We start from the raw sequence: 21,653 nt of genomic DNA on the forward strand, positions 1-21,653 counted from the left end.
ATTGCTTTATTTAGAACAAGAACGCCACACCTAAGCCACCATTGTAGCTCTTGTCTTGGCCATTCAAATCAACCCCGATACTTGCATCGAGTTGTGTACGATTATTTACGGCGTAGACTAAACCTGTACCTAAACCATACTCATAGTCTTGGCTTTCAGCTTTACGGTAAATGAACTCAGAATAACCTGATAGCTTACCTGCGATTTTATAGTCAATCGTCGGTACTGCTGTCACTGCCCAATCACTATTTTGCACTTCGTAGCGCATGGTAATTGAGGTGCCCACTAAATCACTATATTGGTAAGCTACCGCAGAGCTAAGACTATAAATGTCATCATGGGCTGTAAATTTATCATTTCCCGTTGCAATGATAGCTTCTGCCAACACTGCCATAGACAATCTATCGTCTTTTAAATCAATAGCTTTTTTTAAACCAATACTTACATCACCAAAACCTGAAGTATCATTTTTTTTGCCAGCACGTTTAGTTTGAGTCCATGCTGGACCTTGCCATCCTAATTGTAATTCTAAATCACGCGCTAAACCTGTACGGAATAACATATCCTGATTTAAGGTTACGGTCTTTTCTTTAACACCGTCAACAGTCGACTCAGTATAGGTTACGCTTGGTAAACCTTGCTCCCAAGCCAAATTACCTACAGGAGTAATTCCCGTTCCCATTCCAGCACCTGGACGGTCAAACGAGAACTCTGCGGCAAAAGTACTTCCTGCAGCAACAGTGGTCAGAGCAAAAGTTAAAATTTGAAATGTTCTCATTCTATTATCCAATCAAGTAGTTAGTTCTTTTGACATTTTTGCCCCATGTTGGCGCAATAACTCGAGTGTTTCACGCTCTTCTTGAAGCGCTTCTGACCAATCTATTTCATCAAAGTCACAATCAAAGAACAACTGACTGATTGAAGATAAAATAGTGAGACCCTCTTCATCACGTGTGTTTGGGTCAACTTTTTCATTGAGTAAACGTTGAACGGCTGGAGCACATGCCGAGCTTGCCGCATCCCATAAAGGACCATAAAACTCTTCTGCATCCCAAAGGTGTACGTTGGCTTTGGCTTGAATTAAAGCTTCAAGAATATCGAGGTAAACTTGTAATCTTTTTTGCTTTTCTTCTTTTGATAAAGGTGTACCCGCTTCATAGGCTTCTGATACATCTTCCCACCATTTGAAAATTCCGTCACAAATGATTGATACAGGTGGTCCTTGTTCCGGATCAATAAAGTTCGGATCAAGCCCGTCAGCAAGTAATTTTTGCACTTGCGCGAGTTCTAATTCTTCTATGGCTTTAATTAAAGCTTGCTGCTGGGTGGTTAACATGACCATCTCTCAAAAATATATTAGGGCTATTATGCCTAATCTCATATGAAGATTTTAGAGGTTGATTGCATCGCATTGCAAACCTAATGTTGTGAATAGTTTTATTTTCATCAAATATAAAAAAAGCCCCTAAGGGCTTTTTAGCGTTTTCAATTAGACTTCATCATCAATGAATTCTGGTTGTCCACCTCTCGGGTGTTCTTTTTTCTCAAAAGTATGTTCAAGGCTACGTTTTAATTTTTCAATCGCACCATGAATTGAGGCATCAATATTTCCTGCTTTATGGTGCACTGCAACCGGTTTTAAACCTGAAGGACGCGCTTCAATCATACAGTGGATATCTTTGTCACCACCTTTGTCCCCATTTTCATCACTAAAATGAACCGAGAAATGCGTAATACGTTCGCTATGACGTTGGAATTCTTGAGTAAGTTCTGCACGTACATAAGTAATTAAACGTTCACTGTTATGGATGTTTTTATCTGTGCGGATTTCAATATTCATAAATACCATCCTCTCTTTCTTACTGTGGATCTTTTCTATGCAAAACTTTTTTATGTTGGCATGTTTTAAGCATGCATGAACTGACTTCAATTGTACATTTTGATGGTGTAATGGTTTGTTATCTCCTGACTTAAACGTACTGCTTTTAATTTATTTTGAAGATCTTCATATCTTCAATATCAGTCCATCTATAAAAATATGCAAGCTGATTTTTTAAATTTTTATGAAAAATTGAACAAAAGGAGAGCAATCGTGTCCAAATTTTACCTATCTGGAGCCGAGCTCATTGAGCAAATTCAAAAGTCTCCTTATTCACGTGATTTGATCGGTTATCACGGGCAACCTCCACAGGTTAAATGGCCTAACAATGCCAAGGTTGCAGTGCAATTTGTGCTTAATTATGAAGAAGGTGGCGAAAAACATATTGAGCATGGCGATGATGGCTCAGAACAGTTTTTATCGGAGATTATTGGCGCTGCAAGTTACCCGGCGAAACATATGTCGATGGACTCTATGTACGAATATGGTTCACGTGCTGGTTTTTGGCGCATTCATAATGAGTTCCAAAAGCGCAAACTCCCAATGACCATTTTCGGAGTGGCTATGGCGCTTGCCCGTAACCCCTATATTGTAGAGGCGATTAAGCAAGCTGATTATGATGTGGTTTCTCATGGCTACCGCTGGCTTCACTATCAAGATACCGATAGGGAAGTTGAAAAGCAGCATATCGAACAGGCTTTATCTGTTTTAGAAAACTTGTTTGGAAATAAAGTGACAGGTTGGTACACCGGACGTGACAGCCCGAATACACGTCAGTTACTTGCAGAATTTCCGCAAATTCAATATGACTCTGATTATTATGGCGATGACCTGCCCTTTTGGACGACTCTCACCGATACAGCTGGTGCATCACGCCCTCATCTCATTATTCCTTATACTTTGGAATGTAACGACATGAAGTTCTGCTCACCGGGTGGATTTAATAGCTCAGAACAGTTTTTTCAATATTTAAAAGATAGTTTTGATGTGTTGTATGCAGAAGGAGAAACTGCACCAAAAATGATGTCCATTGGAATGCATTGCCGTATTTTAGGGCGACCAGGCCGTTTTAAAGCGCTACAAAGGTTCCTCGACTATATTCAAATGCATGATCGTGTTTGGATATGTCGTCGACAGGATATTGCGCAGTATTGGTATAAAAATCACATAACTCAATAATTGATTTTTAATTTTCCAAATTCATCAGCGAATCACACATCACTCTTGGCACTGTTATTGCTAAAACTCTATATCACATTAACGAGTTTAGGAATAACAGTGTTTTTAATCGAGTTTAATCAAGCCCCGCCCGAACAACTCAAGACTCTGTTAAACAACTGTGTCCATATTTCTGCATGGGCCGAAAAAATTATTTCAGAACGCCCTTATTCATCAAAAGCAGCTTTTTTGGAATATGCAGAGCAATTAAGCCGCCTATGGTCATGGCAAGAGATTCAAACCGCTTTAACCACCCATCCTAAAATCGGTGAAAGACAAGCAAAAAAACAACTCAATGCAAAAGAGCAGCATTTTTCATCTAAAGAACAAGCTGGCATTTCTTTAGATGAACAAACACAACAAGCTTTGCTACAAGGCAACCTCGATTATGAACAAAAGTTTGGCTTTATTTTTTTAATTAAAGCGGCAGGCCTGAGTAGCGATGAAATTTTAATAAAGCTACATAAACGTCTACAAAATGACTTGGCTATTGAAAAAAAAATTGTACATGAGCAACTCGCAGCGATTGCTCTATTACGTCTATCTCAGGAAATACAAGCATGATCAGCACTCATATTTTAGATACGAATTTAGGTAAACCGGCTGCAGACGTAGAAGTAAAGTTGTTTCATGCAACAACCCATGAGCTGATAGCGACTGCAATTACCAATCAAGACGGTCGAGTGAGTGATTTTGGAATAAAAGACTTTGCCAAAGGTGCTTATCAACTTGAATTTGAAATTGCACCTTATTTTTCATCACAACAAGTCAAAACTTTTTTCCCACGCGTTTGTATCCAATTTTTTATAGAAGACGTCAATCAGCATTATCACATTCCATTACTGATCAGCCCATTTGCTTACTCCACTTATCGCGGTAGCTAACTCAATTATAAATAGGAGAAAAATATGAATCATCAGCAAAAAAATGCGATTTCTCCAGAGCATGAATATTTAGGAATTTCCAAAAGTTTTGCTTACGGCTTACAGCATGTGCTGACTATGTATGGTGGCATTGTAGCCCCGCCCTTGATTATTGGAACGGCAGCTGGCTTAAGCGCAGCACAAATCGGAATGTTAATTGCAGCTGCTCTATTTGTAGGGGGACTGGCAACCCTAATCCAAACAATCGGAACCAAATATTTAGGCGCAAAATTACCTCTGGTACAGGGTGTGTCTTTTGCAGGTGTAGCCACCATGGTTGCTATTATCACCACAGGCGGTGGTTTGCCTGCTGTCTACGGCGCGGTCATTGCTGCATCTCTGATTGGACTATGCCTTGCGCCTTACTTCTCAAAAATTATTCGGTTTTTCCCACCCGTTGTGACTGGATGCGTCATTACGATTATTGGATTGTCTTTGCTACCTGTTGCAATTCGCTGGATGATGGGTGGTAACAACAAAGCGCCTGACTGGGGTAGCGTAGAAAATATCTCTTTGGCCCTGCTGACCTTAGGCATTGTGATTGTTTTAAATATGCTGCCGCAAGCAAGCATTCGTCGTTTATCAATTTTGTTGGCTATTGTTGTTGGTACTACCCTTGGCTACTTTATGGGTTTTGGTGATTTTAGTCAGGTGAGTTCAGGCGAATGGCTCCAATTTCCACACTTATTTGCATTTGGTTTACCAACTTTCGAGCTCAGTGCAATCTTGTCGATGCTAATCGTTACCTTAGTCATTATGACTGAAACCACAGCCGATATTATTGCAGTCGGAGATATTGTAGGAACTGAAGTCGATTCGAAACGGATCGCCAATGGCGTTCGTGCAGATATGTTTTCGAGTGCTTTTGCGCCTATCTTTGGTTCATTCATGCAAAGTGCTTTTGCCCAAAATGTTGGACTGGTTGCGATTACAGGCATCAAAAGCCGCTTTGTAGTCGCAGCAGGTGGTGTGATTCTGATTGTTTTAGGACTACTGCCCATTATGGGTCGTTTGATTGCCGCGATTCCAATGCCCGTACTTGGTGGTGCAGGTTTGGTCTTGTTTGGGTCGGTTGCAGCGAGTGGAATTCGCACTTTGGCAAAAATAGATTATAACGATCAGAAAAATTTGATTATTGTGGCAACTGCTTTATCAGCAGGGATGATCCCAATTATTAACCATGAGTTTTATGCCCATTTCCCAGTTTGGGTACAAACATTATTTCACTCAGGTATTAGTTCAACATGTATTTTTGCTATCTTGTTGAATTTATTATTTAATCATTTACCTTCATTTCGCAGCTCGCGTACTCCGCATTTAAGCCAAACAATAAACACAAGAAATACTCATTAAAGATTTACTTTTTAGCGCCCCACTTCGGTGGGCTTTTTTTTAACCGTTGATCAAATTTGGCTTCATTTTTGCTTAAGACCCTGTATCCTTAGCGTGCTTTATTTGGGGGGAGATCATTTAAATGCAATTAAAGCAACTTGCGGCGACTTGTGCCTTGTTATCTGCAACTGCCATGGTTCAGGCGAAACCAATTTGGCAAGATTTTAGCGTGACTGGACTTTATGGTGAAAACTATGAAGTTGTAGATGAGAAAGAAACCACAATTACTTTGGAATATGCAGCGAAAGTTAAATACGCTGATGTATTTTTCTTCTTAGATCGCATGCGTGGCGAAGATGACTATAAAAGTACTTATTTTGAGTTATCACCGCGTTTAAGCTTAGGTGAAGTGTCTGGTAAAAAACTGGCATATGGCCCAGTAAAAGATGTGTTGATTAGTACCACTTGGGAGAGTAACTCTCAAAACGGCAATAACTTCGACAACTTCCTTTATGGTTTTGCAGTTGATTTAGATATCCCATATTTCCAATATGCGAATTTAAACTTCTACCGTGCGAATAATGAGAACACTGACGACGATTATCAAATGACATTCGTTTACGGCATTCCATTAAAATTAGGATCTGAAGATTTCTTGGTAGATGGTTTCCTTGACTGGTCAACTGCTGAAGATGACCATGCAAGCGAGTTGAACTGGACAACTCAATGGAAATGGAATGTAGGTAAACACATTTCTCCTGATACACGTTTATACCTAGGTATCGAGCACTCAGTGTGGAATAACAAATTTGGTATTAAAGGTGCCGACGAAAATAACGTTAGTGCATTGGTTAAATACCACTTCTAAAATTTTTATTTAGAAGCATAAAAACAGCAAGGAAGAATCCTTGCTGTTTTTGTTTTTAATCGAGTGGATTACCCACAATATTGCTAATAATCCCCTGCATAATATGTCCGCCTTGTTCACGGCGTAGTTCTTCATACCATGCTTGTGTAACAGCTTCATCTTTCATATGCGTCACATCACAACGTTTACGTGCACGAAGTACCAATTCATTTGCACGTTCATTACGCTTGTTTTGATAACGACGTAAAGCATCCTCTAGCCCCAAAGTATTAATTTGCAGAGAACGCGCTAAATAAATTGCGTCTTCCATGGCTTGGCAACCGCCTTGCCCAATATCAGGTGTCGTGCTGTGTGCAGCATCCCCTAAAATCACCACGCGACCTTTATAAAATTGAGTGAACGGTTCAATATCATGTATTTCGACCCGATTGGTCTTTTGCGGGTCTAAGCGCTCAATGAGTTGCTGTACTGGCAAACACCAATCAGCAAAATATTGTTTTAAAAGTTTTTTATAGTCATCTCGGTTATTGTCTAGACCTGCTGGTAAAGGTACGTCTAAAAAGAAATAAAACTTACCATCCGCAACCGGCATCAGAGAGGCGCGTTTACCTTCCCCCACATAAGTCGTCCATTGCTCGGCTGGCGCTAAATCTTCAGATATTTCAACTAGGCCATTCCAGTTCACATATCCCGCATAACGGCGCTGTACTTGTTGGCCCAACACATAGGTCCGTGTAAGTGAGTGGGTACCATCCGCCCCAATTAATAGATCAGCCTGCGTTGAGCTACCATCTGCAAAATGAACCTCGACATAATCAGCTTTGTCTTCAAGGCGGACCATTTTTTTGCCTAAATAAATCTGATCTCGGCCAAATTCATCCATGAGCATATTTTGTAAATCAGCACGTGCAACTGGATAAGGTCGTTGGCCTACTTCTTCAATTAATGGCAATAAACTGAATTGTGTCATCACATCGCCAGTTAAACCATCTACATAGGCCAAGTCATCCATTTGTCCGCCAAGTTTGGCGATTTTCTCGGTTAATCCCAAATAGTTCAGACATTTCACACCATTTGACCATAGCGAAATTGCTGCACCGACAGGAAGGATTTTTTCAGTTTGTTCGAAAATACGGACTTGGTGACCAAATTTTTTTAATGCAATGCCTGTGGTTAGACCTCCCATTCCCGCACCAATAATCACCACATTCATAACACGCTCCTATAGATATTGACCTATAGGGTGCTTATGCTAAAAACATGCCATCGTTCAAAAATTATTTAGCTTTTCCACAAAACTGGCATGCACCATGCTTATATATTTAAGTACAAAACTCGTCTCGGCACGCTCAGTGTGAGTGCAGTTTTAAATGAAAAATCATGTTTTTAACAAGAAATACGGATACTCCATTATGGCAACATTGCATGCTCCAGCTTTTGAACTTCCTGAAATTTTGAATACTAAAACTAATTTGGCAGATGCCCGAATTGGTGCACAAGTCATTGAGTGTTCAGATGATTTCTTTGCAGAAGCAAAGCGTATGCTGCAATTTGAAGCACCTATTTTTGTTGAAGATAAATTTGATGACAACGGCAAATGGATGGACGGCTGGGAAACTCGCCGTAAGCGTCATGCAGGCTATGACTGGTGTATTGTAAAACTAGGGGTGAGTGGAAAAATCACTGCTCTTGATATCGACACCAGCTTTTTTACAGGAAACTATCCTGCATCTGCATCATTAGAAGCATGTTATGCACCAAATGGTGACCTTACAGGGGCAAAATGGGAGAGTCTTTTAGGAAATACGGAACTCGGCCCAAGTCAGCATCATATTTTTATGGTCAATAATGATGCACTTTTCACTCATATACGCCTCAATATTTTCCCAGATGGTGGTATTGCTCGTTTACGTGTCTATGGAGACGTTCATATTCAGGTAACTGATAGCGAGCAAACTCTTGATTTATTAGCTCTCAAAAATGGTGGCCGTGTAGTTGCCTATAGCGATGCGCATTTTGGACATCCACGTAATTTGATTAACCCTGGTCGTGGCGTCAACATGGGCGATGGATGGGAAACTAAACGCCGCCGAGCTCCGGGTTATGACTGGTGTATTCTTGCACTCGGTAAAAGCGGAAAAATTGAGAAACTTGAAATTGATACGGCTCACTTTAAAGGGAACTTCCCTGCTGAGGTTTCTATTCAGGCGGTTTACCTTGAAAATCCAACCGATGCACAGTTAATTCCTCAAAGTATGTTCTGGTCTTACTTACTACAAGCTCAACCGATGCAAATGGATCATATTCATGAGTATGTAAATGAGATTTTACAGCATGAAAAAATCTCGCATATTCGTATTAACATGATTCCAGATGGTGGCATTAGCCGTGTTCGTTTATGGGGAAAAATTGCCAAGTCATGATGAAGAATGTTCAAATTCAGCCTTTAACAATTGAAAATTTTCAGCCCTTCGGAGAAGTTATTTGTTGTGACGGGCATGACTTTTTTCATATTAACGATGCCCACACCGAGCGCTACCATGCACTCGTAGAAACTGAAATTGAAGGGGAAGCAAAGGCAGGAATTAGTATTTTCCGTAATATTAAGGCCAGTGTGCTACCTCTGGAAATTTCAATGTTAGAACGCCATCCGAAAGGCTCTCAAGCATTTATTCCATTACAGCAACAAAAGTTTTTAATTATTGTTGCGCCCGCTTTAGACGAGAATACTCCCGATATTTCAAAGCTATGTGCTTTTATCTCAGATGGTAAGCAAGGTATCAATTATCGGGCAGGCACATGGCATCATCCTTTGCTTACCTTTGAAGCACCAAGTGATTTTGCAGTGGTGGATCGAATTGGTAACGGTGCAAATTGTGATGTTTTTCAATTTCCAGAAGCTATAAAAATTACTGTCTAAATTAAAATAGACAAATCTGTCTATTTTTTAATTTAATGGCAGAACCCGTAGTGGTGATTTCCAACAATTTAGGTTTGCATAAAAAACCCCACTCAGTTGAGCGGGGATTTTTTTAATTCTATTTTAAACAGTAATATCAGCCAAGTTACCCTTCTGCTCAAGCCACTGCTTACGATCTGCCGAACGTTTTTTCGCAAGTAATTTGTCGAGTAAACCTGCTGTAAAATGGGCATCATCAAGATCTAATTGAACCAAGCGGCGTGTATTAGGATCCATCGTAGTTTCACGTAGTTGAATCGCGTTCATCTCACCCAACCCTTTGAATCGGGTAATTTGCGGATTACGATTACCTTTAATATTTTTCAAAATAGTTTCAAGTTCATCATCATCAAGCGCGTAATGGACATCTTTGCCAATGTCGATACGGAACAATGGTGGCATTGCCACATACAAATGTCCTTCTTCAACCAATGCTGGAAAGTGTTTAACAAATAAAGCGCAAAGCAAAGTCGCAATGTGTAAGCCGTCCGAGTCCGCATCGGCCAAAATACAGATTTTGCCGTAACGTAGTTCAGATAAATCATCACTGCCCGGATCTACACCAATCGCAATTGCAATATCGTGAACTTCTTGAGAAGCCAATACTTCATCTGAAGAAACTTCCCACGTATTTAAGATTTTTCCACGAATTGGCATGATGGCCTGAAAGTTTTTATCACGGGCTTGCTTGGCACTACCACCTGCTGAGTCACCCTCGACAATGAATAGCTCACTGTCTTCACGTGTTTGCCCCACACAGTCTGCCAATTTACCCGGTAAAGCAGGGCCAGAAACAATCTTTTTACGTTCGACTTTCTTCGCTGCTTTTAAACGACGACCAGCTTTAGAAATCGCCATTTCTGCCAGTTGCATAGCAATTTCAGCATGTTGGTTTAACCAGAGTGCGAAAGCATCTTTAGCAATATTTAAAACAATATTAGATGCTTCTCGACTCGAAAGACGCTCTTTGGTTTGACCTGAAAATTGTGGCTCTTGAAACTTGAGCGATAAAATATAGTTCACGCCATCCCAAACATCTTCTGCCGAAAGTTTAAGGTTTCGTGGTAACAGGTTGCGCAGCTCACAGAACTCACGTAACGCCTCAGTTACACCTGAGCGTAAACCGTTCACATGAGTACCGCCTTGCGCGGTTGGAATCAGGTTGACATAACTTTCTTGAACCTGTTCACCGCCTTCTACATTCCAACAAATTGCAAATTCACATGCCGCACGATCTGCCTGACCGCTGCTCACAAAAGCAGGATTTGGCAAGATTTCGCGATCTTGCAACTCATCCATCAAATAATCGACGAGGCCATTTTCAAATTGCCATTCGATTTTTTCATCGTTAATTTGATCGATATAGATAATTTTTAAGCCAGCCGCTAAAACAGCTTTGGCTTTTAAATTGTGTTTAAGGGCTTTTAAAGCAAATTTTGGACTATCAAAATATTTCGCTTCTGGCCAAAAATGTACCGTTGTCCCTGTCGCGCGTTTTGGTGCTTTACCTTCGAGAACGGCTAAAGGCGCTACTGGTTCACCTTGCTCAAAGGCCATTTGGTATAGGTTACCCTGACGTTGAACTTCAACCTCAACACGTGTTGATAAAGCGTTTACAACTGAAATCCCCACACCATGTAAACCACCTGAAAATTGGTAGTTATCGGTACTGAATTTACCACCGGCATGCAGCTTGGTCAGAATGATTTCGATACCACTTTGGCCATATTCAGGGTGAATATCCACTGGCATACCACGGCCATTATCTTCAACTGACAATGAACCATCTTTATAAACCGTGACACATATCTTGTCGGCATGACCAGCTAATGCTTCATCAACAGCATTATCAATCACTTCTTGGGCTAAATGGTTAGGTCGAGTCGTATCGGTATACATCCCTGGACGACGACGAACAGGGTCTAAACCAGAAAGGACTTCAAGCGATTGAGCCGTATATTGTGTCACGTTGTACGTTTTCCTTATTTGATGGTGTGCGCAAAGAATTCGATCACTAACGGTAATTTTTCTTCAAAATCTTCCATAGCATGATTGCCATGAGCATCCGTCAAAATCAATGAGGATGGCGTTGCAGCACTATAATAGCGTTGTGCTTGACGATAATCCAAAATTTCGTCGCCTTGTTGCAACAAGACGAGTATTTTGTCAGCATTTTCAGGTTGTTTCAGTTCAAGTTGTTGTAACTGTCGTAACTGAATATGGTCAATTGACCATTGATCATTCACCACATAGGGCATGCTTTCAACTTGAAATAACTCATCAAACAGCTTCCATGGTTGCATAGCAGGATTAATCAGTACAGCCGGAATATTATATTTCGCGACAAAATATGTCGCAAAAAATCCGCCAAGGCTACTACCGACTAAAGCCACGTCTTGTAAAGATTCAATAAGTGTTGAAACTTGCTCTACCACTAGATCGGGAGATCTATTTAGGTCTGGTAAATGCACATTTATACCCAATTCGCTACAATACTGCTTCAGGCTTAGTCCCTTAATTGAAAGAGAGCTACTATTAAAGCCATGGAGGTAGATAATATTCATATATTTCCCTCTAAATTGAGAATAAACTCACATTTTTGTTCTCAGTTTGTATATAAAAACGCTATTGTTAGACAAGAAAAACCACTCAACTAACCATTCATCAGTATTTTAAAAACATGTGTTATTTAAACTACTAAGATGGAAACGTTTACTGCCGTTGATAAAAAGTACAGCTTAAAACGTCGGTTATAACGTACATGGGGAAAAGATATGCCGAGCTTAACACCACTACATGAAACTTATTGTAAATGGGATCGTACGCCACCTAGTCAGGCAGACGTATTAGAAGGTCTAGCTCAACTGTTCAGCACCAGCTTAAATGGTGTACATGAATTAATTCAAGTTATTAATATTGAAGTATTAAAAAATGCTTTTGGTGTGAGCACACAAAATGCTAAAAACTTTCAAAAACGACCATTTGTGCAAAAGGCATATCAGCTTTCTTATGGCGCTTTACAAAAATACGGTAGCTGTTTTTTAGCGCCAAGTTTACGTCATATTATTGAAAAATATCCTACACTTCACGAAAAACCACTCACCCCAAGCCTACATTTTTTGGTTGGAATTTTGAATGGGATTTTTGGGGATTATCTGCTTAAACAGCATAGCCCCCTCGCCTTACCCATGGTGCTATATGATCACTACGGTGCAATCCAACAAGGGGAACTTGCAGGACGTATCGTAATTTTGGCCCATGGTTTGTGTATGAACCATCTTACTTGGTCAAATGCACATTATGGCGGTATTGGGGAGCGCTTGTTAGCCCAGCGTGACCACAACACGATGCTGTATTTAAACTACAATACAGGTCGACGTATTTCAGCCAATGGACGCAGTTTTTCAAATTTATTAGAAGATTTGGTACAACGTAACCCAAGAATTACCAGTATTGATATCATTGGCCATAGTATGGGTGGATTGGTTTCTCGTAGTGCCTTGTTTTATGGTAAACAAAATATGTATCAATGGATTCATATGGTCGAGAATCTAGTCTGCATTGGTTCACCACATCATGGCGCAGTCTTAGAACGCTTTGGCTTTACCATACAAGACAAACTCGGGGCTTTCCCTTTTGTAGGTTTACTTGGTCAACTGGTTAATATTCGTAGTAATGGCATTTTAGACTTACGCCACGGTAGCGTCCGTGATGACGATTGGGAATATATGGATGCCCGAATTGGCATGATGGATGATAATCGTGCCCCAGCTCCGCTACCTTCCCATATCAATACTTTTTTAGTGGCAGGCACCCTCGAGTTTGAAAAAGTACGTAACAAAGCGCTGACGGTGATTGGCGACTATTTGGTAAGTGTAAAAAGCGCGCTAGGTGAACACCCAAATCCACGTTTTCAGCTCAAAGTCCCAGACTCTCATAAAGCCGTGTTTTATGGCTTAAATCACTTCGAAATTCAGTATCACTCAAGTGTCGCGGAACAGATTACTCGCTGGTTATATCCTAATGTTAATGATTATGTGCAAGAAGGTATTCAAACTCATATTATTGATATGCCGAACTATACGCTCGAAGATTTAGAAGGGATTGTAGAGACGTAAAAAAAGCTCTATAACTATTATTTATCTTTAAAAAATAAGTTGTCTTTACTATCTAAAACTTCATCAGAATAAAGATAGTATTTTCCTTTTTTAAAGACTACTTTTCCTAACTTTTCACCACTTTGAACATTAAAGAAATATAGCTCGTTATTTTTCTCTTTCACTTTGCATATATAAGATTTATCAACCTGAAAGCCACTAATAGAATACTCACACTTTTTGGGTGTTAATGTTAAAACAGATTCTATCGTCGCAACATTACCACCCGGCAACTCTTCTGAACTATAATAATGATAAGTACCATTCCACTTATCCGTATTTGCAAATGCGTTAGCAGAAAGAGCCAGCAATAATAAACAAAAAAATTTCATTAAATTAATTTATAAACAATTAAGTCAAACTATTATAACCAAATTGCAATACAATAAAATATTTTATGATTTCATAAATAAACTATTAAAAATACTCTTTTCAAAAATTAATTCTTATCACTATTAGTAAATTTAGAGAAATATATGAAAGAAATTGTTGTTTTTGACTTGGATGGGACATTACTTGCGGGTGACTCTACAAAGGCATGGTTAACAGATAAATTGAAATCTAATCTTCTCAAATTTATCGCTGCAATTATTGTTAGTCCGATTGCTTTACCTCTTATGAAATTCAAGAAATATAAATCTAAAGGTGCTTCATTGTATTTGTGGATTGCAACGTATGGTATGAATGAAGAAGAATTAGAATACAGTTTTAAAAAATTTTCCAATAATATCAAAGATATTACTTCTGATTCATTATATTGGTTTGAGCAAGGTATAACTGAAGTTAAAGATCATTTAGCACATGGAAGGATTGTGTTTATTGCCACGGCTGCACCAGAAAAGTTAGCGAATGTTTTACTAGAGTCCATCAATCTAGATGTACAAATTATTGGTACTCCTTTGCAAAAGAAACTAGGAGGATGGATAAGTGGGATACATTGTAGGTCTGAAGAAAAAGTAAGAAGATTGAATAAGCTTGATATCAAACAACCTTGGTTTGCAACATATAGTGATAATATTGAAGATGACTTGCCTATTTTGATGGGCGCCAAACTCCCCTATTTAATTAACGGGGATAACAATAATATTAACAATATGAAAATCAATAACTTAAAAATATTAAATTGGTTTTAATTTAATAAAAAGATTCTTTTAAAATTAACTTTTTTAAACTTTAATGATTTTTAGAAAAACCTATATTATCGAATTTCTAATTATATCCATGATAATATCTTTAATTTTTTATTGATTTAGTAGAGTCTTACTCTTAATTACTATCTCATCTATAATAAGGATATTTATTATTTTTTTCTTACAAATATAAATAAAAACTTAGTACGGATACTAAGTTTAAAAAATATATTACTAGCACTTATCTTTATTTGAACTAAAATTATTTGCAAATAATAGAACTAACAGGGGTAACTTTATGGTGCATTAGAATTTCGTATTTCTAGAATTTCATTGCAATCTTGAGGATTAGAATAAGCGAAAATTCGCTTATCTTGATTTTCTAATAAAAGAGCATCTTTATCTGCACCAAAAGCATTTTTAGAGATATCACATTTATAAGTAGACAATCTAAAATTGCTTAAATTAACACATTTAGGTTCAGCATTAGCTTCATCAAAACCATACCAATCTGTAATATTTTTATTTAAACATGAAATTTGATTTTCTTGAATATTTTCTTTTGTATCGGCCACCTTATCTGCAATTACTTTTGGCTCACTCGCTGGTGAAACTTCACTTATAGCTGAAGATTGTTGCTCATACACTTCAGCCTGAATTACATTCGATTCGTGATTTAAGCTACTTGGTGTTTTCTGTTGGTCTTTATTACTACATGCAATTAAAGCACCTATAAAAATTAAGATATAAATATTCTTCATGATTGAATGCTCATAATGATGCGCTATCTAAAAAAGGTGTAGGGTCAATTAAATCCGAACGCCGCTTATAAACACTTGTACCGTTTAAAGTGCCTTTATCATTTGGATTTGAGTACATTTCCAAATGCAACATCATACTTGGAATACCTTTAGTTGTTAAGCTACCTACATAAGCTATTGCTTGACCCTTTACAACTTTATCTCCAGCTTTTACTAAAGATTTACCCTTTCGAACTTCCCCATAACGAATGATATGTTTTGGATGAACAATTTCAATAGCATCTGTATTATCATAAAAATAATAAACATTTCTTACTACACCATCAGCCATCGCTCTAATTTCAGTTCCTGCTGGTGCATACAGATCACAACCTGCGTGTTTACGTTTTCCACCACTACGATTAGAACCAAATCGAGCAAATCCATTTTTATATGAATTTGTCCGTGCTTTTAAAGGGAATAAATATGAGCCATCATCTTTTGGCTTATCTATTCTTATTTCAATAACTGGCATAGGATTCTTCAATATAGCGGTATAAAGTACTTGTTCTTTACTATCAACATCTACAACAATTTCAATTTTCTTTCCTTCTTCGCCCCGATGTTTTTTTAATCCAATCCCATCGTGTCCAGTATAATGTGTTCTTTTTGCACCATTATACTTAATTGAATAGGCTAGATTTTCTTCCTTATTTGTCTCTTTATTGATTGTTTTAATAGTAAAAGTGACATCACTACCATATTGTTTGGTTAAAGGATTACCATTTTTCTCTGTATGAACATTCTCTGTTTTTCCTAATGAAGGAATAAAATCAATTAAGTAATCAACAAAGCTCTCTTCTTTCTCAGATGACGTTTCTTTCGCTGGTGTTGTTTTTGCTGGTACTGTCTTACTTGGAGAATTTGGAGCTACTCGAGGCATCTGTATTATTGTAGCCGCAGAATTTAAGTTAACATTGATTACGGAAATACTTGGATCATTTCTTAATGTCAAAACAGGTTTCTTATTTGAAAGTAGCAATTTATAAACAAATGCATTCAACATTTTTAATTGAATAAAGCCATTACTATCCGTTATTTTTTCTATTTCTCTACCTCTATATGAAACAAAAAACTTATTATTTTTTAAAATATTACCTTTACTATCATGTATCTTCAATTTCACACTGACTAGTCCTAATGGGACTGATATACAGCTATTTTCCATTCCTTTAGTTACAGATATTGTTTTTAGTTTTTGATAACCTTTACTTCCATTTACCAATATATCTAAATTTTCCCCCTCTTCTGCAATTATACCAGTTTTTATTCCTGAACTATCAGAAGTATGCTCTTTGATCTTACCTTTATATCTTACGAAAAACCTCATATTCGTTATTTTTCTATTTGTGTCACTTTCAATTATCGCTATATCAAATTTTATATCTTTAGAAGCATTCGTTTTCACCTCATCTTTCTTCAAATCAACAGTTTTCTGTTCCACAACAACAACTTTTTCTTGTTTTGGCTCTGGTTCAGCAGGTTTTTGTAAGACAGATTGAATTTTAATATCTTCACTTACACTTAATTCAATAGATTGTTTTTTATCAGAGGCTTGTGTGATAACAGCAGATTGTTTGCCATCTACTTTAATTATAATTTTACTGTCTGGATGTCTAATAATAACAGGTAATAATCCTTGCTCATCTGACTCAGCGCTTACAATAAACTTAGATTGTTTAAACTTACCACTATATTCAGATTCAATAGTTACTTTTTTATTTTTTGCTATTTGTCCTATTTGGTTTTTTAATATTATATATATTTTTCTGCTACAACAGCTTTCTAAGTCATAATGGTTAAACATCTCAATATATCTACTAATATGAACATTATTTCCATCTACTTCTTTATAATTTCCTTTAAAACCTGATATACCTAAAAAAGAACCTAATCCTCCTTCCCCAACTAAATGAGCACCTGCAATAGCACCTGATTCAGTAATTTCAATTCCATTTATTATTTTCCCATAGTATTCATTAAAACTTCTATTTCTTAATCGTTTGCAAAGAAGATCTATCCATTCTCCAATGATCTGAATTTGCTTAGCAGGGGATTTCAAAAAATCTGATAAAGAATTAACACCATTATGTCCAACCCAACTCCCCGTCCAATCGTTTGCTTTGGTTTTATCAGAATTATCTTTCCAATGCTTATAATAACCAAGATCAATCAGTGCAGCTTCCCCAAACTGAAAAAAACCAATATAACCCCGAGAATTTTTATTTTGGCTTGCTCTAATATTTACCGGTGCCGTTAAGGGTAAACTTAAATCTGATGAAGATTCCATTCTTGAAACGGCACAAATAAATCCATAACGCGTTAACGGATATGATTTTTGATTTATAGATTTACCATTTTTCATTTATTTAAGTCCTCAAAACTAAATCGTTTAATATCAATTTTTTTATTATTGATATATGAACTTAAAATAGGTTTCATTTTCTCAAAATTCCCCAATCCAGGGCAGCTTAATTCCACACCATTTTTATTAGCTTTTTTTGTTGGAAAAAACTTATCTTCAAACATATCATAGCGACCTAAATTTCTAAAATATGAAAAATAATTACCATTAGTGTCATTAATGATATTTATATCACTATGATCATTTTTTAGATAAGCATAATAAACTTGGTATTTATTTTTATTAACTTCAATAACTTGGCATTCCCCTGTTGACATCCATTGAGCATCTTTTGGGTTTAAACCAATAGTCTTTATAAGCTTTGCTTTATTGCTATCTTCCCAAATTTGTTTACAGGGGACATTAACTTTATCAATTTTGATACTTTCATTTTTATTTTTGAAGCTATCCCAAATTTTTTCACAAGCATTTTCTTCAGCAAAAGCTTGTATTGAGATAAATGTGCTCAGTAGCAATGTTAAACTGCGTTTCATCTCTTATACTCCAAATTTATTAAAATCATCTTCTAAATCATCTTTATATTCATCATCTAGAGCTTCCTCAAGCTGACTCTGAATTCCATCATCTATAAAATCCCCAGTATCATGATTATAAAGATCTTCATTTAATTCCTTTGTAGGTAGCGTACTTTTATTGCCATTGTTACTAATAAATTGAATCTCAACAGCATCTGACGAATCACTAAATATTCTTGGTGTTCTTCCCATTTCATCCAATATCCCGATATATTCCGTACTCTTTGTTTTATTGATGACTTTAAATCTAATTTCTTCTTTCAAGTTTTCTAAATTGAAAATATCACTAAAATCAAATCTTCGACTAAATATTCCACTCTCAGGCATTTTCGGCAATTCAGCATTTACTGTTGCTCCACCCGTAAACAAATGCTGCCCAGCTTTACTTTCAAACTTACCACCAGTTGTTGAAAATACGCCATTAGCATTAATTTTGAGCTGTGACCCACCTGCTGTTAATACAATTTCTTTTGGACTAGTAAGCTCGATTTTTTCTTCAGTAGAAATGAACTTGATGACCTTCTTGGCAATCGCTTCAATAGCATCATCTTGCGCTTGTAGTTCGAGCTTTCCTTTTGCTGCATAAGCACGGAAACCTTTTTGCGCAGCAAACAAACTAATTTTGTCTTGTGCATGCCCAATAATATTTTTCTGCGCACTCAAATTAATTGAACCGCTCGCACTTTCGGCAATATCTTGCGAAGCTTGTAGAATAATATTTTCAGGCGTTGTCAAAGCAATACCATTTGGCGATGCCAACAACATAAGAGCTTGTCTAAAGATCTTGCCTTGCTCTTGCTGTTTAGTATCGGAACTGCTTTCTAAACCTTGGGTATAACCTTCCATAAAGCCTTGCAAAGAACTTAATGCTTTAGAAGGTGATACTTCTAATTTACTGCCTTTACTAAAAGTGCCACATACACTCATCATGTCAAAGTCTTTGGTCTCGACGTTGGCTAAGACTTTTCCAACCTCTTGAATACTTTCAAATGGATTTTTATGAATGCGGTCTTTAATACTGGCAAGTTTTCCTTTAACGATGTCGGCACCATGCTCTTCAACATTTTCAATAAATGCTTTTAAGTTTTCCACCGCATCTTTGGCATCGGTAAAGAAAGCATTAAATTCGTCTACAACGCCTTTTGCATTTCCCCCTAGCGCGCCAATATCTTGAATAAAGCCACCACAGTCTTTTAAGGCGTGAATAGGATCGTTATTAATACCTTCTTTAAATAGATTCACCGTACTATCTAATGCCTGTCCTGTAGTTTTTAGCTCAAGTGACTGGATGAATTTGGGTAAGCGATTAATCACGTTCAAAGCATCAGTCTGTTGCTTTGCTGCAACTTCACTGAGCATTTTCATGCTTTCATAGCCTTGTGAAAGTAAGAATTGTGCTTGTGCAGCCTCTAAATGGTCTGCAATCGCTTGCTCTTGCGCATAGGTACTAATGAGCATACCTTTACCTGCACGCACAGCTCCCCAAGCATCTGTTCTTAGCTCAAAGCCTTCTCCACGGCCTTGGCTTGTTGCTTGTTCTTTCGGATGGCTCAAGTTGCCTAAATTAAGCTGAGTCGCTGCATGGCTACTTTGTAATTGGGTACTAATTTGCCCAGTTGTGTCATCAAAGCGTAATTGGTTAAAGCCACTACCACTGATTTCCTGACTGCGAATTCCGCTTAGTTTTTTAGTATCAGGAAGCTGTCCTTTCACATCGAACTTGGTTGGTGAGCGCTGCGCTTCATGGATGCGCCCAGTCACAAATGGACGGTCAATATTGCCATCAAAGAAGTCAATGACAACCACTTCACCAATACGTGGCAAGAAGCGTGCCCCATAACCTTCGCCTGCCCAAGGAGTTAGTACATCTACCCAAGCCGAGTCGGTATCATTGTCATTGCTACCTGCGCCACCGTCATGTCCATGATCATCACTACGGGTAAATAGAAAACGCACCTTAATACGCCCCCATTCATCGACATGAATAGTCTCTCCCTCTGGCCCCACGACTTTCGCTCTTTGTGGGTAGGCAATTGGTCGATGCTGTTCTGGATTATATTCAGGTGCAGTTTTAATTTGACGACGTATTAATGTCAGCTCATTACCTTGACGTTCGATATCTTCATAACCATGTTTATCCCAACGACTTTGGGTTAATAACTGGCTAACTTGCTGATGTAAATCTTTAGGTAAGTTATTTTGGTTATAGAAATTTTTAGCAATGATTAGGAACTCTTGATCTGCTCCTTCATGCTGATCAATTTCAGGATGCTCCTGTAGATTAAACCAATAACCAACTTGGCCATCACGGACACTACTATAGGCTTTAAAGTATTTGGCTTGACTCGCATACATATTCGTGAAGTGCTGATTTAATTTTTCTAGCTGATTACTACTTGAAGCGGTAGCTTGATCTTCCCCTTTTAAATCTTGCATCCAAGCTGGGCTCATGTGCCATGCTTGTTCAAGGCTCAAACTCGCTGAATCAAACTGCTCTGAATGTATGTGAGTAGTAATAACTGAACCTACACCTTCTTCATGTGCCAGAACATCGGGTTGCCAGCGCTGCACATGTACTGCTGTCGGTTGCAGAGTCCGCACCGCTACAAAACCTGTAATGCTATCTTGATATTCTGTTGCACTGCTGCGGTGATAACGAATGCTGCGACGTTCTATAGCCTGGTACTGACTATTGTCATCAATGAGTCTTAGTTTTTGGGTCTGTATTGACGCAGTAAAATGAGGAACAAAAAGTTCGGCTTCATCAATTAACCAGCTAACGCCTTCACTTCGCCATAAGCGTGTCAGAAAGTCATAGTCAGACTCATTGTGCTGCATTATGAATGGGCGAATATCATAATTCTGACTTAACCCGCTAAGATCAAGAGTTAAACTTGTCGCAAAAAGCTGACTTTTTTCTTGCCATTCTTTAAATAAAACTTCCGTGACTTCAATAATACTTTTATTCATAAAAACACGACTATTACGGCGCTTGTGCCATAAGTTTGTCGCGTCTTTTAAGGTCAGTTTATAAAGCGTTAAAGCACCGTCACTTTGTCCATAACTAGCTTCAGTCACAATTCCTGTTGTTCGGAATAATTGTCCTGAATCAGTAACCTGATCAACAGCAACTTGCACCCCTATAAACTGCTTCAATGCAATTTGGGCACTCGTCGAAAGACAAATTAACTCAGCTTCAATTCCCCCATTTAGCTGATGTTGGCCTTCGATACGCTGTAAAAAAACTTGGTTATTGAGTAGTTCATTAGAAAATTGCACGTGAATCGCGCGTTTCTGTGCACTCAACCCTATTTTTTCCAAAACATTAAATATATTAAAAAGCATTTTTTATAATCATAAGGATGTATAAACGGCTGCACTTTATAAAAAACAGAACTATCTGTCTATATCGTTATGCTTTTTTAATTCATTTTTTATATTTTGATC

Annotated in this window: 20 protein-coding genes; 9 read left to right on the top strand and 11 right to left on the bottom strand. The window is 37.8% G+C overall.

What is annotated here, in order from left to right:
• Positions 1-10: 10 nt before the first annotated feature.
• From POD11_RS11035 to POD11_RS11045, 3 genes are all read right to left on the bottom strand, one after another.
• Positions 11-778 carry a transporter gene (locus tag POD11_RS11035; RefSeq protein WP_239966973.1) on the bottom strand — a complete coding sequence of 256 codons (768 nt, stop codon included), beginning with the start codon at positions 776-778 and terminating at the stop codon, positions 11-13.
• Positions 779-790: 12 nt separating this feature from the next.
• Positions 791-1,336 carry an ankyrin repeat domain-containing protein gene (locus tag POD11_RS11040; protein WP_262457194.1) on the bottom strand — a complete coding sequence of 182 codons (546 nt, stop codon included), beginning with the start codon at positions 1,334-1,336 and terminating at the stop codon, positions 791-793.
• 153 nt (positions 1,337-1,489) lie between these two features.
• Positions 1,490-1,840, bottom strand: a complete 351-nt coding sequence (locus POD11_RS11045) for an HPF/RaiA family ribosome-associated protein (RefSeq protein ID WP_001019316.1) — start codon at positions 1,838-1,840, stop codon at positions 1,490-1,492.
• 252 nt (positions 1,841-2,092) lie between these two features.
• On the opposite strand from POD11_RS11045, the gene puuE reads away from it, so the two are divergent.
• The 5 genes from puuE (at position 2,093) to POD11_RS11070 (ending at position 6,220) form a co-directional block, all read left to right on the top strand.
• The gene (gene puuE, locus POD11_RS11050; RefSeq protein ID WP_262457195.1) at positions 2,093-3,058 is read left to right on the top strand and encodes an allantoinase PuuE; all 966 of its coding nucleotides are present in this window, start codon (positions 2,093-2,095) and stop codon (positions 3,056-3,058) included.
• A gap of 99 nt (positions 3,059-3,157) precedes the next feature.
• Complete coding sequence (gene uraD / locus POD11_RS11055; RefSeq protein ID WP_262457196.1) at positions 3,158-3,661, top strand: 2-oxo-4-hydroxy-4-carboxy-5-ureidoimidazoline decarboxylase; 504 nt, start codon at positions 3,158-3,160, stop codon at positions 3,659-3,661.
• The gene (gene uraH, locus POD11_RS11060; RefSeq protein ID WP_262457197.1) at positions 3,658-3,981 is read left to right on the top strand and encodes a hydroxyisourate hydrolase; all 324 of its coding nucleotides are present in this window, start codon (positions 3,658-3,660) and stop codon (positions 3,979-3,981) included. The genes uraD and uraH overlap by 4 nt, the downstream gene beginning before the upstream one ends.
• Positions 3,982-4,005: 24 nt before the next feature.
• Entirely contained in the window at positions 4,006-5,373 is a 1,368-nt protein-coding gene (locus POD11_RS11065; RefSeq protein ID WP_262457198.1) for a nucleobase:cation symporter-2 family protein, read from the top strand.
• 121 nt (positions 5,374-5,494) lie between these two features.
• The gene (locus POD11_RS11070) at positions 5,495-6,220 is read left to right on the top strand and encodes an outer membrane protein OmpK (RefSeq protein WP_239966969.1); all 726 of its coding nucleotides are present in this window, start codon (positions 5,495-5,497) and stop codon (positions 6,218-6,220) included.
• 55 nt (positions 6,221-6,275) lie between these two features.
• Here POD11_RS11070 and hpxO read toward each other — a convergent pair whose 3' ends face one another.
• Positions 6,276-7,433 carry an FAD-dependent urate hydroxylase HpxO gene (hpxO, locus tag POD11_RS11075; protein ID WP_262457199.1) on the bottom strand — a complete coding sequence of 386 codons (1,158 nt, stop codon included), beginning with the start codon at positions 7,431-7,433 and terminating at the stop codon, positions 6,276-6,278.
• 199 nt (positions 7,434-7,632) lie between these two features.
• Here hpxO and alc point away from each other — a divergent pair, with 199 nt between their 5' ends.
• Positions 7,633-8,643 (top strand): allantoicase, encoded by a 1,011-nt coding sequence (gene alc / locus POD11_RS11080; protein WP_262457200.1) that lies wholly within the window; start codon positions 7,633-7,635, stop codon positions 8,641-8,643.
• Complete coding sequence (locus POD11_RS11085) at positions 8,619-9,140, top strand: ureidoglycolate lyase (protein WP_262457201.1); 522 nt, start codon at positions 8,619-8,621, stop codon at positions 9,138-9,140. The genes alc and POD11_RS11085 overlap by 25 nt, the downstream gene beginning before the upstream one ends.
• Positions 9,141-9,263: 123 nt before the next feature.
• Here the strand turns inward: POD11_RS11085 and parE are convergent, their stop codons facing one another.
• Together parE and POD11_RS11095 are read right to left on the bottom strand one after the other, a co-directional pair.
• Positions 9,264-11,147 (bottom strand): DNA topoisomerase IV subunit B, encoded by a 1,884-nt coding sequence (parE, locus tag POD11_RS11090; RefSeq protein ID WP_016142732.1) that lies wholly within the window; start codon positions 11,145-11,147, stop codon positions 9,264-9,266.
• Positions 11,148-11,161: 14 nt separating this feature from the next.
• Complete coding sequence (locus POD11_RS11095) at positions 11,162-11,743, bottom strand: YqiA/YcfP family alpha/beta fold hydrolase (RefSeq protein ID WP_016142731.1); 582 nt, start codon at positions 11,741-11,743, stop codon at positions 11,162-11,164.
• Between the two features lie 210 nt (positions 11,744-11,953).
• Here POD11_RS11095 and POD11_RS11100 point away from each other — a divergent pair, with 210 nt between their 5' ends.
• A complete protein-coding gene (locus POD11_RS11100; protein ID WP_262457202.1) occupies positions 11,954-13,297 on the top strand; it encodes a GPI inositol-deacylase in 1,344 nt (447 codons plus the stop codon).
• 17 nt (positions 13,298-13,314) lie between these two features.
• Here the strand turns inward: POD11_RS11100 and POD11_RS11105 are convergent, their stop codons facing one another.
• The gene (locus POD11_RS11105; RefSeq protein WP_262445854.1) at positions 13,315-13,668 is read right to left on the bottom strand and encodes a DUF5991 domain-containing protein; all 354 of its coding nucleotides are present in this window, start codon (positions 13,666-13,668) and stop codon (positions 13,315-13,317) included.
• Positions 13,669-13,812: 144 nt separating this feature from the next.
• On the opposite strand from POD11_RS11105, the gene POD11_RS11110 reads away from it, so the two are divergent.
• The gene (locus tag POD11_RS11110; RefSeq protein WP_262457203.1) at positions 13,813-14,469 is read left to right on the top strand and encodes a haloacid dehalogenase-like hydrolase; all 657 of its coding nucleotides are present in this window, start codon (positions 13,813-13,815) and stop codon (positions 14,467-14,469) included.
• Positions 14,470-14,762: 293 nt separating this feature from the next.
• On the opposite strand, the gene POD11_RS11115 is transcribed toward POD11_RS11110, so the two are convergent.
• Genes POD11_RS11115 through POD11_RS11130 form a run of 4 tightly spaced genes read right to left on the bottom strand, consistent with a single transcriptional unit; the run spans position 14,763 to position 21,551 of the window.
• Positions 14,763-15,227: a hypothetical protein gene (locus POD11_RS11115; protein WP_262457204.1), complete on the bottom strand. Its 465-nt coding sequence runs from the start codon at positions 15,225-15,227 to the stop codon at positions 14,763-14,765.
• Positions 15,228-15,237: 10 nt separating this feature from the next.
• On the bottom strand, positions 15,238-17,631 hold the full coding sequence (locus POD11_RS11120) for a M23 family metallopeptidase (RefSeq protein WP_262457205.1): 2,394 nt from the start codon (positions 17,629-17,631) through the stop codon (positions 15,238-15,240).
• Complete coding sequence (locus tag POD11_RS11125; protein ID WP_262457206.1) at positions 17,628-18,164, bottom strand: hypothetical protein; 537 nt, start codon at positions 18,162-18,164, stop codon at positions 17,628-17,630. The genes POD11_RS11120 and POD11_RS11125 overlap by 4 nt, the downstream gene beginning before the upstream one ends.
• 3 nt (positions 18,165-18,167) lie before the next feature.
• Entirely contained in the window at positions 18,168-21,551 is a 3,384-nt protein-coding gene (locus POD11_RS11130) for a type VI secretion system Vgr family protein (RefSeq protein ID WP_262457207.1), read from the bottom strand.
• Positions 21,552-21,653 lie beyond the last annotated feature (102 nt).

It is taken from the genome of Acinetobacter sp. P1(2023) (genome assembly GCF_028367635.1).
Lineage (GTDB): Bacteria > Pseudomonadota > Gammaproteobacteria > Pseudomonadales > Moraxellaceae > Acinetobacter > Acinetobacter pittii_E.

Bases quoted from the DNA above. Each gene is read 5' to 3' on its own strand.
- POD11_RS11035 (WP_239966973.1), bottom strand. From the start codon at position 778: ATGAGAACATTTCAAATTTTAACTTTTGCTCTGACCACTGTTGCTGCA.
- POD11_RS11040 (WP_262457194.1), bottom strand. From the start codon at position 1,336: ATGTTAACCACCCAGCAGCAAGCTTTAATTAAAGCCATAGAAGAATTA.
- POD11_RS11045 (WP_001019316.1), bottom strand. From the start codon at position 1,840: ATGAATATTGAAATCCGCACAGATAAAAACATCCATAACAGTGAACGT.
- uraH (WP_262457197.1), top strand. From the start codon at position 3,658: ATGATCAGCACTCATATTTTAGATACGAATTTAGGTAAACCGGCTGCA.
- POD11_RS11065 (WP_262457198.1), top strand. From the start codon at position 4,006: ATGAATCATCAGCAAAAAAATGCGATTTCTCCAGAGCATGAATATTTA.
- POD11_RS11070 (WP_239966969.1), top strand. From the start codon at position 5,495: ATGCAATTAAAGCAACTTGCGGCGACTTGTGCCTTGTTATCTGCAACT.
- hpxO (WP_262457199.1), bottom strand. From the start codon at position 7,433: ATGAATGTGGTGATTATTGGTGCGGGAATGGGAGGTCTAACCACAGGC.
- alc (WP_262457200.1), top strand. From the start codon at position 7,633: ATGGCAACATTGCATGCTCCAGCTTTTGAACTTCCTGAAATTTTGAAT.
- POD11_RS11085 (WP_262457201.1), top strand. From the start codon at position 8,619: ATGGGGAAAAATTGCCAAGTCATGATGAAGAATGTTCAAATTCAGCCT.
- POD11_RS11095 (WP_016142731.1), bottom strand. From the start codon at position 11,743: ATGAATATTATCTACCTCCATGGCTTTAATAGTAGCTCTCTTTCAATT.
- POD11_RS11100 (WP_262457202.1), top strand. From the start codon at position 11,954: ATGCCGAGCTTAACACCACTACATGAAACTTATTGTAAATGGGATCGT.
- POD11_RS11105 (WP_262445854.1), bottom strand. From the start codon at position 13,668: ATGAAATTTTTTTGTTTATTATTGCTGGCTCTTTCTGCTAACGCATTT.
- POD11_RS11110 (WP_262457203.1), top strand. From the start codon at position 13,813: ATGAAAGAAATTGTTGTTTTTGACTTGGATGGGACATTACTTGCGGGT.
- POD11_RS11115 (WP_262457204.1), bottom strand. From the start codon at position 15,227: ATGAAGAATATTTATATCTTAATTTTTATAGGTGCTTTAATTGCATGT.
- POD11_RS11120 (WP_262457205.1), bottom strand. From the start codon at position 17,631: ATGAAAAATGGTAAATCTATAAATCAAAAATCATATCCGTTAACGCGT.
- POD11_RS11125 (WP_262457206.1), bottom strand. From the start codon at position 18,164: ATGAAACGCAGTTTAACATTGCTACTGAGCACATTTATCTCAATACAA.
- POD11_RS11130 (WP_262457207.1), bottom strand. From the start codon at position 21,551: ATGCTTTTTAATATATTTAATGTTTTGGAAAAAATAGGGTTGAGTGCA.